Below are 11,818 nucleotides of genomic sequence, written 5' to 3' on the forward strand. Positions count from 1 at the left end.
CTTATAAAAAACAACAAATAAACAACAATTCCTAAAAGGCAACAGCCTTTCTAAACTGCCGCCTTTTCTCCTTCATTTTATTTCCATTTTTGGGACAACATCATACAGGGTTGGTGCCTGATGACTTAATTTTACTCCATTTTCATTTGCATCTTTAAGCAGATTCTTAACTTTTTCTCTTGAATTCTCCGGTACTTTCATGTACTTCCACATAAATGCTACCACATCAGATGGTGTGTCTTTTTTTAGTGGTGGTAACTGAATATAATCATTGTTTTCACTCATTTTCATATTCTCCTCACGATATAATAAAATCAATAATACGTTCTCTTGTCATGTCCAGTACAGTATCTACGAACACTCCTGCAAAAAGGATCAGATACAGAATTACACTCAGCGAAAACAGAAATGCAACCTGTGCCCAGTCATGGTAACAGTATGCAGTCGCTATAATCAACAAAGTGAATATAAACCCAAGGATCCCTCTGACAACCGCATAAGTCTGTACTGTCATCTTTACTGCCAGGCCGATCACAAAAAGGATCAGCCATACCGGCAGTAATAATATCTTCCCAGCAAGTTTTAAAATAAACATGTGCACCTCCTATCTTGCCAGTCCTGGCATATCATGGTTCACCTCTGCCTGATAATACCCGTTCATCGTTGACGGTGCATTAAACAGGGCTGCTAATAAATATTTCTTGATGTTCTTCACCTTTGTGGTGTTACCACTCATACAGTGTAAGACATACTCGATATGTGAATAGGTCAGCATCAGAAATTTTTTCTTCACCAGTGATGCCGGATACCAGTTGCTGGCAATCAAGATCTTGTCATTTTTACACATCACAGTCTCTACGATCAGGTTCACGATTTCATCTACCTGCCGCATATCGTCATGATGGGTTACTTCCAGTGATTCATAATCAATGGTCTCTTTGACAAGGTTTTCATAAGCCTGATAATCCTCAGAGCGGTTATCGCTATCAAATCTTTTCTCATCCACAGATATGATATGATTAGATTTATTATCATTCATTTCAGTATCACTAAGATTAGTATTATTAGGGTTTGAAATGTAAACTTCTTGAAGTTTGTTTTCGGGACTTCTAGAAGTTTGATTTTGGGACTTCATGAAGTTTGAATTGTAAACTTCTGTAGGTTCCTCATTTTCCAAAGAAGTTTGTTTTTTAAACTTCTTTAATTCCTCTTCAAATTTTTTCTCATCTGTTTTCTCGGGCATAAAGGTTTTCACGTAGATAACGTTCACCTTTCCAAATCCCTGTCTGCGTTTTTCAATCAAACCAATTCCTGTTTCGTCATCCAGTTCTCTCATGGATTTGATGGCTTTATTTCTGCCACAGTTCAGTAATTCCATGATATCTTCGATGGAAAAATAGATATATGCTCTGTTTTTGTCATCAAACCACTGATTCTTGATGGAAAGAGACATTCGATCCAACATCAGTCCATATAAAATTTTAGCATCGCTCGATAAATCTTTAAAATAACTGTCTGTAAATAATGCTTTTGGTATGCGGTAGAAGCTGAACTGATCAGCTTCGGTACCGTAAAAATAATTAAATGTCATTTTTTTCTCCATAGTTTCCTCCTTTCATTTTTTGCTAAGAAGTCCTCTTTTTAAACTTCTTTGACTTTGTTTTCTTAGCATTTTCTATCCTTAACAGGACTGTTCCTGCATCCATTTTTCTAATAATGATTCAATCACCTGCTCCATATCTTTGGCTGTATAATCATCCGGAAAGTACTTTGTCAGTTTCTTTTCTGAGAAAGTAAGAGACCGGGATACTTTCTTTGCCATCACACAGTTATTGAAAATTGATAACATCTGGATCTGATTGATTGGTCCATCATTCAGCTGATTTCTGAGTGCTGCAATCTGTTTTGGTTTGATAAATCCTGTGTCGCAGATATATTCGTAAATCCATCCCTGTACTTCCTTATCGATGTAAGAGATATCTACAGCAACCGTGAATTGAAGCTTTTTGTTATCTACCAGATCAAGAAGTTCCGGAATAAGCTCTGTCAGTCGGATATAACGCTGAATCTGTTTAGAGCTTTCGCCTACTTGATCTGCAAGAATATTTCTTGATATTACTGGTTTCAACTTCTGGTCAATTTGACCAGAAGTTATATCTGTCCGACTTCCCTGTCTTTTCATTGCATCAAGTTTCATCTTATACGCAAAAGCTTTCTCACTCGGTAACAGCTCCTCTCGTTGAATGTTAGCGTCCACCATAGCCACAATGGCATCATCATCGGATAATTCCCTTACGATTGCCGGAATTGTTGTAAGACCTGCCAGCTGTGCTGCATGCATTCTTCTGTGACCGGATACCATTTCGTAATCTTCGTTTTCATCCATACGGAGAAGTACCGGTGTCAGCACTCCATTGATCTTTACGCTCTCTACCAAATCCTGCATCTTTTCATCGTCCAACACCTTGAACGGATGATTCTTAAACGGATGGATCTTACTGATCTCTATCTCCATTGCAGATTCTTCATTTACTACTCCGAGCAGTTCATCAATACTTGCCAGCTTAATCTTTTCACCACTTCTATTTTTCATTCTTCAAAACCTCCTGTGTTAAATTCATATATGCCTCAGCAACTTTTCCTTTTGGACAATGCATGTAGATACTTTTTCCCTCTGCACTGGTCTCAGCAGCTTTTACGGACATCGGAATCACATTTTCAAATACCTCAATCTGGCTTCCATAGGTTGTATGTACTCTTGATGCAATGTCCCTTGCGTAATTGGTTCTGAAATCTACCATAGTCAACAGAATGCCCTCGATCGCCAGTTTCCGGTTCAATCTTTTCTTTACTGTAAGAATGGTCTTGATCAGCTGTTGAAGTCCTTTAACAGGCAGATATGCGGCCTGTACAGGTATCAGCACGGAATCGGAAGAAACCAGTGCATTGATCGTCATCATACCAAGGCTTGGCATACAGTCGATCAGGATATAATCGTATCGGGATCTTATCGCATCGATATATTCTTTCATGATCATTTCTCTGCTCATAACATTTCCCATCGTTACTTCCAGTGCGGAAAGTTCAATGTTTGCTGGAAGCAGATCTACATTTTCCTGATGATGTAAGATACCATCTTCTAGATTAATTTCTTCTTCATTGATAACATCCATCATGATCGTTGCCAGTGTAATTCGAAGATCATCCGGTTCTTCATATCCAAGACTTGCTGTTAAACTTCCCTGTGGATCCGCGTCGATCAGCAACACTTTCTTTCCTTCTCTTGCCAGTCCAATACCTACATTTACGGTTGTGGTGGTCTTGCCGACTCCACCTTTCTGGTTTACTACGGATATAACTTTACACATGATTTCTTCCTCCTTTAACTTTCCCATGATTCTTTTTTCCATAATTTTAGCAGTGCCAGTATTTCCCGTTTCATCATTGCCGGTGTATAAGAATTTGGAAAATACTTGTGTAGTTGCTCATTGGTAAATGCTACTCTGGTGATCTCACCTTTTTTAACTTCACTCATGATTTCTTCCATCTTTTCTAACGATAACTGTTTTTCTTTACTCAGCTGCTTTATCCGCTGAGCCTGTGAGAGTGACGGAATCGCCTGTGCATAATCCATTGCTTTAAGCAGTTCTCTTTGTTCATTTTCTTTCAATGCAGCAATCTCTACTGCCGGACAAAAAGAAATAATCTCATCATCCAGTTTCTGCAACATTTCCGGTATAAGCTTTGTCAGTGATATATAACGCTGCACTTGTTTTGGGCTATCACCACAATCCTCACTGATAATATCTATCGATCGTTTTCTTGGTGTTTTGTGGTCAACTTGGCTCTTTTTTCGACCACTTTTTCTTTTTAGTACGTCATTCTTCAGTTTGTAAGCAAAAGCTTTTTCGCTGTAGCTGATCCGTTCTCTGTGAAGATTAGAATCCACCATACTTAAAATGGAATCATCTTCACTTAATACCCGGATAATCACCGGTACTTTACGATATCCCAGTTTCTCCGCAGCATGTTTTCTTCTGTGGCCGGATATGATCTCATAGTAGCCATCCGGTACTGGTCTGACGATCAGCGGATTTAAAATGCCATACTTCTCAATGCTTTCCTGCAGAAGAAACATTTCCTTATCATCTTTTACTTGAAAGGGATGTTCCTTAAAAGGACGAAGACGCTCAATCTCAATTTCTATGATTCTTTCTTCTTTTTCTCCTGATTGTCTGTTTGACTCAGTCATCTTGACTCCTTTCCTCCAGGATTCAGGAACTAAAAAATGCCTGCCTGGAACTTTTATAGATAGTAAAGTTCCAAACAGACATTGCTGTTTGACCATTAGCTGTAGCTAATAGAATTGAATACTGTTTCAGCTAATTTATGTTTGCAGGTTTGGGAGAGATTGTTTCTTTTCCCGCCTTTTCTCTGATTTACATCCCCGAATAAGGGGTGACAACGGAGCGGAACCCAAATGTTAGCTGGACTTCCTAAAACCCGTGTTTGCAAACCGGCAATTTTGATTAGCTGTCAGCTAACAAAAATCGGATTGCGTTAGCTGGAAATTGATCATTTTGAATGGAATTTTGTGTCACGAACGTGATTTGAAAATAACAAAAGCGTTCGTTGTCAGCTAATCCAGCTAACATTTTCGAACGCTTTGAAGCCCGTCGCCAAGAGGATTTGAACCTCCGACCCCTCGCTTAGGAGGCGAGTGCTCTATCCAGCTGAGCTATGACGACACATGCCGCAAACCCTTGATTTTACTGGGTTTCTGGGATTTTTCCCTTCGGCCATATATAAGATTATCAACTCTATTTTGAGTTGTCAATCTACAGATTTTTTCGATTTGGTAACATTAGAACGTTCCCCAAATTGGGGAATGCTTTGTTGTCACCTTTAGCATTATTCAGAATAGATTCGAACTGAAAGTTGTTTTTTATTTTTTCCCTTTGGGGAATGCCTCGGCTTTCTCTTAGGAGGCACTTGTTCTATCCATTAAACTAACAGGACAAATACCGGATTTTTGGCTTAAAATCAAAGTTTTCAGCCATTTCAACGGTATTGGATTTTATGATTTAAAACTGACTTGCGTCAGCTGAATCAATCTTATATGATGAAATTTTTTGGTATGAAGCTATCGCCTTTTCCAAAAACACATGTCCCCTTAATTATGACATCACATAACAGAATCGAACTCAAATTCATTTTTCTGTTATATGCCGAAGCGATAACTCTGGTCACCGCTTAGGAGGCACTTTTTATATCCATTTAACTAAGGAAACACATATATTATTTAATATGGAGTAACGCATTGCGTCACTCCACATAAAATTGTACTATATCTTTCTTTAAAAAACAAGACCTTTATTTTTGAAGCTCAAAATTGCAACTGTCCCTGAAGCCATATGGTACCTTTGAATCTTCTTCCTACCTGTGGATCTCCCAGAAGATCTTTTCGGTTAATGCATACATCAAATTGCATATTGTTGCTTTCTATCGTCATCTGGACAAGTTCCTCATCTGTGACAATATTGTTGACAGTATGCACTTCCAAAATTTCACCCAGTATGCTGTACTGATCACACTGGATTCCATAAGGCATAAAATAGGAATCCACAATCGAAAGAATATCCTCATTCACAATTCTGGTTGAAATCATGGAATACGTATCCATTTCTTCCATTGTCAAATTTTCCATTGCCTCTTCATCACCATTTCTGGCAGCTGCAATCATGGAGCTTCTGTTCTTTGCAGATTCCTGCTCCACCTTGACAGCTTCTTTATCTTTGAGGACTGGAAGAAGGATTTTGCCTTCTCCCGCAAGTCCTGATAAAATCAATGGATAATTGTCAATTTTTTCTTTTCCACTTTCCTTCATATATTCAGCAGTATTCTGAAGATAAAAAATCAATGTGATTCCGATTCGCAGATCATCACATGCTCCGGAAAAAGCATTTCTATCTACATGCTTTTCTACGGTAACTGCCTCCTGTGTCGTAACTCCTGTCCCATGAAAGAACGGATAATAATACTCCACATGAAACCGGTCTTCCTCATCATACTGACCACAAACAGTGATTCCACAATCGTTTCCATAATTTCTCGAAAATTCAGCAAATGTGCCATCTGGGTAATCCTGAATAACATTTTTTTTATCATAATTCTTGATAACATCAAGAATTATTTTTTTCATTTCTTCTCGTTTACTGATCTGAGAAAAACCGATTGCTTTTAAAAAGCTGTGCAAAATATACCTCCGTACCCTTATGCCTGGGTCTTTTTCTCAATCTTTTTCATGCCGCCCATGTATGGCTGCAGTGCTTCTGGAATATTTACAGATCCGTCTGCATTCAGGTTGTTTTCCAAAAATGCGATCAGCATTCTCGGAGGTGCTACTACAGTATTGTTTAAGGTGTGAGCCAGATATTTCTTACCATCTTTGCCATTTACACGGATTCTCAGACGACGAGCCTGTGCATCACCAAGGTTAGAGCAGCTTCCTACCTCGAAGTATTTCTTCTGACGTGGAGACCATGCTTCTACATCAAGGGATTTTACTTTCAGGTCTGCCAGGTCACCAGAGCAGCATTCCAGTGTACGTACCGGAATATCCAGAGAACGAAACAGATCTACAGTATTCTTCCACAGTTTATCAAACCACATCGGGCTTTCTTCAGGTTTGCAGACAACGATCATTTCCTGTTTCTCAAACTGATGGATACGGTAAACCCCTCTCTCCTCAAGACCATGTGCACCTTTTTCTTTACGGAAACATGGGGAATAGCTTGTAAGTGTCTTCGGCAGTTCTTCTTCAGGAACAATCTGATCTATGAATTTACCGATCATAGAATGCTCACTTGTACCGATCAGGTAAAGGTCTTCACCTTCGATTTTATACATCATGGCATCCATTTCTGCGAAACTCATTACACCTGTTACAACGTTGCTTCTGATCATGAAAGGCGGTACACAGTAAGTAAATCCTCTGTTTATCATGAAATCTCTTGCGTATGCAATAACTGCAGAATGAAGTCTTGCGATATCTCCCATCAGATAGTAGAATCCGTTACCTGCAACACGTCTTGCGCTGTCCAGATCAATTCCGTCAAAGTTTTCCATAATTTCTGTATGATATGGAATTTCGTAATCCGGAACAACTGGTTCACCAAATTTTTCAATTTCAACATTTTCACTGTCATCTTTACCAATCGGGACAGATGGATCGATAATATTCGGAATAACCATCATATTTTTCAGAAGTTCTTCTTCTACTTCTTTTTCTCTTGCAGAAAGTTCATCAATACGTGCACCGGATGCTGCAACCTGTTTTTTTACTTCTTCTGCTTCTTCGCGTTTACCCTGTCCCATCAATGCACCGATCTGTTTGGAAATTTTGTTTCTTTCAGCTCTGAGTGCTTCTACTTCCTGTTTGATTTCTCTGTTTTCTTTGTCCAGAGCGATTACTTTATCAACCAGTTCCAGTTTGTTATCCTGGAATTTGTTGCGGATGTTCTGTTTTACGATTTCAGGATTTTCTCTCACAAATTTAATGTCTAACATAATTTCTCCTCCTGACAGTTTTTACTGTCTCTTTATTTTTCTATATCACTTTCTTCTTCATTGATATTGGCAAGTCCAAAGTTTACTGCCTTACGCAAAGCCTCTACTTCTTCCTGACTGAGCATTACATAAGATTCACCTTTGACAATTTCCTTTAAATAAAGGAAACAGTTGTCTCGGCTATGTACTGCATTCAGAATCAGGCCGGTATTGTCTTTATCCAATAATGCGAGTGCAAAACTAAGTTTACCACCCACATCATCAAACGCATCATATTTTTCTACGCCATATTTGCTGAAAATGATTTTAAAATGCTGTTCCAGTGCATTGATTGCATGCTCATGGTCTTCTTTTGCTTCATACAATCTGTCTATCTGAGCAAATTTACGTACAAACGTTTTTTCTAAGGATTGCGCATCGCTTCCTTTCATAAACATTTTGTATTTTCTTTCCAGTCGTGTCAGACGCATGCCATTACTGATCATCAATCCAATTAGAATAATTACAATAACCAGTAATACAATAATGATGATTCCAGAGTCAATACCCATACTATCAAAAATTGTACTCATATCATACTCCTTTTAACCAATGGATTCAAATAAATCAATAATTCTGTCCAAGTCATCTCTGGAATAGTATTCGATTTCTATTTTTCCTTTGTTATTTTTCTTGCGGTGAATGAATACACGTGTTCCAGTAATTCCTTTCATTCTTTCCTCAAGACTTTCATAAATGGCATCTTCTGCCGGATTTGTGACTTTATCTTTTTTCTTTGACGGTGCAAGAACCGTTTTTACCAGTTTTTCAGTTTCACGCACACTGAGTTTTTCATCAAACACTTTCATTGCAGTCGTGTACTGTTTCTCTGAATCATCAATTGCAAGAATTGCTCTTGCATGTCCGGCTGAAATCATCTCATCAACCATCATCTGCTGTACGCGTGCATCCAGTTTCAAAAGTCTCATAGAATTGGTTACTGCTGTTCTGCTCTTTGAAACTCTTTCTGCGATTTCATCCTGTTTCATGTGAAACTCATCAATCAGGCGTTTATATGCCATTGCTTCTTCAACCGGATTGAGATCTTCTCTCTGAATGTTTTCAATAAGAGAGATTTCTACGATTTCCTGGGTGGAAAGTTCTCTTACTACAACCGGAACTTCTTTCAATCCTGCAAGTTTAGCAGCTCTCCAACGTCTTTCACCGGCAACGATCTCATAATAGTCCTTTTTATCAGACACGAGAAGTGGTTGCAGTACTCCATATTGTTTTATGGAATCAGCTAGTTCTTGAAGTGCATCTTCATCAAATTTTTTACGGGGCTGCTCTCTGTTTGGCTCGATCATAGATAGCTTCATCATTCTCGCGCCATTACTGTTTTCCTGCTGACTGGATTTCTTTGTCTCTGCTGTAGCTGTTTTTGTTTGTTTTACAGTTTTAACTGTTGTTTTTGGCTTGCTCTGTACTGTTTTTTCCGGAAACAATGCATCCAGGCCGCGTCCAAGTCCTGACTTTTTTCCAGCCATTATTTATCCTCCCTGTTTATTACTTCTTCTGCAAGAAGGCGGTATGCCTCTGCTCCTGCGGATTTTGTGTCGTATAAGGTTATAGGCTGTCCGTAACTCGGAGCCTCTGCGAGTCTGACATTTCTAGGAATAATCGTTTTGTAAATATTCTGCTGAAGATTATCCTTAACATTTTCTACGACCTGCAGGGAAAGATTTGTTCTTGCATCATACATGGTAAAGACTACGCCTTCCATAACAAGTTTTTTGTTCAGACGATCTTTAACGAGATCAATTGTATGTATCAGCTGTGACAGTCCTTCCAATGCGTAATATTCGCACTGAATTGGTACTAATACGGAGTTTGCAGCCGTTAATGCATTGATAGTAAGCATGTTTAATGATGGTGGACAGTCGATAATGATATAGTCGTATTTTCTGCGAACCTTATCTATAATTTTTTTTAGGATATATTCTTTTTCATCTACACCAATAAGTTCAATTTCTGCTCCAGATAAGTTTACGTTGGATGGAATCAAATCTACGTTTTCAACTACATCTTTTACAATAGTATCTTTTGTCTCTGCTTCTCCTAAAAGTAATTCGTATAATGTGTTTTCTACATTATTTTTATCTACTCCTAATCCACTTGTAGTGTTTCCCTGTGGATCCATGTCGATTGTAAGTACTTTTTTTTCTTTTTCAGCAAGGCATGCAGAAAGATTGATTGCCGTGGTGGATTTTCCAACACCGCCTTTCTGATTTGCTACTGCTATTACTCTTCCCAAGTTTCACCCTCCCTTCGGGATGTCAGCTGCGTATTTATTTGCATAGCGCATTGATATTATTATAGCACTTTTAATATTATTGTTCCACAAAATGTTTCACGTGAAACATTAAATTTCGAGAAATTTTTTGAAAATTTATTATTTATATTTGACAAGGTGTTGGGGAATGTAGTTTTATTTCAGCTTACATGTTATATTTCACGCAATTGAATAAGATATGGTGTGCAACAACGGCTTCGTCGTCCGGTAGTTCTATGAGATAACCTGTCTGTTAAATGCATACGTAGAAAATCACAAACTCGCTGACGCTCAAACAGTGTGATTTCCTACGCATAACACAGCCAGGACATCTCTAAGAACTTCTCGAACTCCTGCAGAGGTTGTCGTACACCATATCTTTTCATTGCTGATATATAAATATGTAGTGAAATAGAGCAACTGTGAACTGCGGGCTGTGGTAGTTAAGCGTATATCTGCTTAATTATTTTTCACATGAAACATTGTAGAAAATCGACAGGATCTTATTGAGAAAGAATGGATATGGAAGCCTTGAAGAAATTTTCATAAATTCTACGCTAATTATCATATTTCTTACGTACATTACTGATATATAAATATATAATAAAATAAAGCAATAATGGGCTTTATCAGTTCAGTTATGTTTCACGTGAAACATTTCTAAAATACAGTAGCCTCTATAACAGGACAGATGCAGGAACCTTGGCCAAATTTCGTTACGAGCTTTGCGCTAGCTGCCGTCACCGAGAGCCCTGTCTGAGCATAGCGAGTTTGCGCGAATGGCGGCTTATCAGCGCGCGAAGTGAGTATAAATTGGGGCTTGTTCCTACAGCCATCTTGTTTATAGAGGCTGCGTGAGTTTGCATTGTGTTTCGGCTTGTATATGATTAAAATTATTATTTCAGATTACATGTTATATTTCACGCAATTGAATAAGATATGGCGTGCAACAACGGCTTCGTCGTTCGGTAGTTCTATGAGATAACCTGTCTGTTAAATGCATACGTAGAAAATCACAAACTCGCTGACGCTCAAACAGTGTGATTTCCTACGCATAACACAGCCAGGACATCTCTAAGAACTTCTCTAACTCCTGCAGAAGTTGTCGTACACCATATCTTTTCATTGCTGATATATAAATATGTATAATGAAATAGAGCAACAATGGACTGCGATTATTTAGAATGCATCTACCGAATTATGTTTCACGTGAAACATTGTAAAAAGCACAACACAATCTATAGTAAGGTGAATACTGAGTATGTAAGCTTATTTATTATGAACTTTATGCCAATTATCACGTTTTCTATTTTCATTATTGGCAAATATAAGGCAGCAACAAGACGTATACTTGTAGTTTGTCAGTTCAGTTATGTTTCACGTGAAACATTGCTAAAATACAGCAACCTCTATAACGCGACGGATGCAGAAACCTTGGTCAAATTTCGTTACGAGCTTTGCGCTAGCTGCCGTCACCGAGCGCCCTGTCTGAGCATAGCGAGTTTGCGCGAATGGCGGCTTATCAGCGCGCGAAGTGAGTAGAAATTGGGGCTTGTTCCTGCAGCTGTCCTTTTTATAGAGGCTGCGTGAGTTTGCATTGTGTTTCGGCTGATATATGATTGAAATTGTTATTTCAGATTACATGTTATATTTTACGCAATTGAATAAAATATGGTGTGTGGCAACGGCTTCGTCGTCCGGTAGTTCTATGAGATAACCTGTCTGTTAAATACATACGTAGGAAATCACAAACTCGCTGACGCTCAAGCAGTATGATTTCCTACGCATAACACAGCCAGGACGTCTCTAAGAACTTCTCGAACTCCTGCAGAGGTTGTCGTACACCATATCTTTTCATTGTTGATATATAAATATGTAGTGAAATAGAGCAACAATGGACTGCGATTATTTAGAATGCATCTACCGAATTATGTTTCA

At 38.5% G+C, this 11,818-nt stretch carries 11 protein-coding genes and 1 tRNA gene; all 12 read right to left on the minus strand.

Annotated elements, in window-relative coordinates; genetic code table 11:
- Nucleotides 1–72 precede the first annotated feature (72 nt).
- The gene (locus tag DWW86_RS16315; RefSeq protein WP_330366543.1) at nucleotides 73–285 is read right to left on the minus strand and encodes a hypothetical protein; all 213 of its coding nucleotides are present in this window, start codon (nucleotides 283–285) and stop codon (nucleotides 73–75) included.
- 13 nt (nucleotides 286–298) lie between these two features.
- Nucleotides 299–595 carry a hypothetical protein gene (locus DWW86_RS16320; RefSeq protein ID WP_096240164.1) on the minus strand — a complete coding sequence of 99 codons (297 nt, stop codon included), beginning with the start codon at nucleotides 593–595 and terminating at the stop codon, nucleotides 299–301.
- 9 nt (nucleotides 596–604) lie between these two features.
- Nucleotides 605–1,603, minus strand: coding sequence for a replication initiator protein A (locus DWW86_RS16325; protein ID WP_015514765.1), 999 nt, complete (start codon nucleotides 1,601–1,603; stop codon nucleotides 605–607).
- 78 nt (nucleotides 1,604–1,681) lie between these two features.
- Entirely contained in the window at nucleotides 1,682–2,593 is a 912-nt protein-coding gene (locus tag DWW86_RS16330) for a ParB/RepB/Spo0J family partition protein (protein WP_117649599.1), read from the minus strand.
- Nucleotides 2,583–3,368 carry a ParA family protein gene (locus tag DWW86_RS16335; protein ID WP_015535366.1) on the minus strand — a complete coding sequence of 262 codons (786 nt, stop codon included), beginning with the start codon at nucleotides 3,366–3,368 and terminating at the stop codon, nucleotides 2,583–2,585. Before DWW86_RS16335 ends, DWW86_RS16330 begins: the two co-directional genes overlap by 11 nt.
- A gap of 14 nt (nucleotides 3,369–3,382) precedes the next feature.
- Nucleotides 3,383–4,252 (minus strand): ParB/RepB/Spo0J family partition protein, encoded by an 870-nt coding sequence (locus tag DWW86_RS16340; RefSeq protein ID WP_330583916.1) that lies wholly within the window; start codon nucleotides 4,250–4,252, stop codon nucleotides 3,383–3,385.
- 422 nt (nucleotides 4,253–4,674) lie between these two features.
- A tRNA-Arg gene (locus tag DWW86_RS16350) sits at nucleotides 4,675–4,748 on the minus strand.
- Between the two features lie 638 nt (nucleotides 4,749–5,386).
- A complete protein-coding gene (locus tag DWW86_RS16355) occupies nucleotides 5,387–6,256 on the minus strand; it encodes a DUF3881 family protein (RefSeq protein ID WP_072522502.1) in 870 nt (289 codons plus the stop codon).
- A gap of 17 nt (nucleotides 6,257–6,273) precedes the next feature.
- Nucleotides 6,274–7,569, minus strand: coding sequence for a serine--tRNA ligase (gene serS / locus DWW86_RS16360; protein ID WP_117944043.1), 1,296 nt, complete (start codon nucleotides 7,567–7,569; stop codon nucleotides 6,274–6,276).
- A 32-nt stretch (nucleotides 7,570–7,601) separates the two neighbouring features.
- On the minus strand, nucleotides 7,602–8,141 hold the full coding sequence (locus DWW86_RS16365; RefSeq protein ID WP_072522504.1) for a DUF4446 family protein: 540 nt from the start codon (nucleotides 8,139–8,141) through the stop codon (nucleotides 7,602–7,604).
- A gap of 12 nt (nucleotides 8,142–8,153) precedes the next feature.
- The gene (locus DWW86_RS16370; protein WP_072522505.1) at nucleotides 8,154–9,095 is read right to left on the minus strand and encodes a ParB/RepB/Spo0J family partition protein; all 942 of its coding nucleotides are present in this window, start codon (nucleotides 9,093–9,095) and stop codon (nucleotides 8,154–8,156) included.
- Nucleotides 9,095–9,862, minus strand: coding sequence for a ParA family protein (locus tag DWW86_RS16375; RefSeq protein WP_072522506.1), 768 nt, complete (start codon nucleotides 9,860–9,862; stop codon nucleotides 9,095–9,097). The genes DWW86_RS16370 and DWW86_RS16375 overlap by 1 nt, the downstream gene beginning before the upstream one ends.
- Nucleotides 9,863–11,818: the final 1,956 nt, after the last annotated feature.

This window comes from Ruminococcus sp. AF17-22AC, assembly GCF_003460065.1.
Classification (GTDB): domain Bacteria; phylum Bacillota; class Clostridia; order Lachnospirales; family Lachnospiraceae; genus Blautia_A.

Excerpts from the sequence above, each read along its gene's own strand:
- DWW86_RS16315 (WP_330366543.1), bottom strand. The coding sequence starts at position 285 with ATGAGTGAAAACAATGATTATATTCAGTTACCACCACTAAAAAAAGAC.
- DWW86_RS16320 (WP_096240164.1), bottom strand. The coding sequence starts at position 595 with ATGTTTATTTTAAAACTTGCTGGGAAGATATTATTACTGCCGGTATGG.
- DWW86_RS16325 (WP_015514765.1), bottom strand. The coding sequence starts at position 1,603 with ATGGAGAAAAAAATGACATTTAATTATTTTTACGGTACCGAAGCTGAT.
- DWW86_RS16330 (WP_117649599.1), bottom strand. The coding sequence starts at position 2,593 with ATGAAAAATAGAAGTGGTGAAAAGATTAAGCTGGCAAGTATTGATGAA.
- DWW86_RS16335 (WP_015535366.1), bottom strand. The coding sequence starts at position 3,368 with ATGTGTAAAGTTATATCCGTAGTAAACCAGAAAGGTGGAGTCGGCAAG.
- DWW86_RS16340 (WP_330583916.1), bottom strand. The coding sequence starts at position 4,252 with ATGACTGAGTCAAACAGACAATCAGGAGAAAAAGAAGAAAGAATCATA.
- serS (WP_117944043.1), bottom strand. The coding sequence starts at position 7,569 with ATGTTAGACATTAAATTTGTGAGAGAAAATCCTGAAATCGTAAAACAG.
- DWW86_RS16365 (WP_072522504.1), bottom strand. The coding sequence starts at position 8,141 with ATGAGTACAATTTTTGATAGTATGGGTATTGACTCTGGAATCATCATT.
- DWW86_RS16370 (WP_072522505.1), bottom strand. The coding sequence starts at position 9,095 with ATGGCTGGAAAAAAGTCAGGACTTGGACGCGGCCTGGATGCATTGTTT.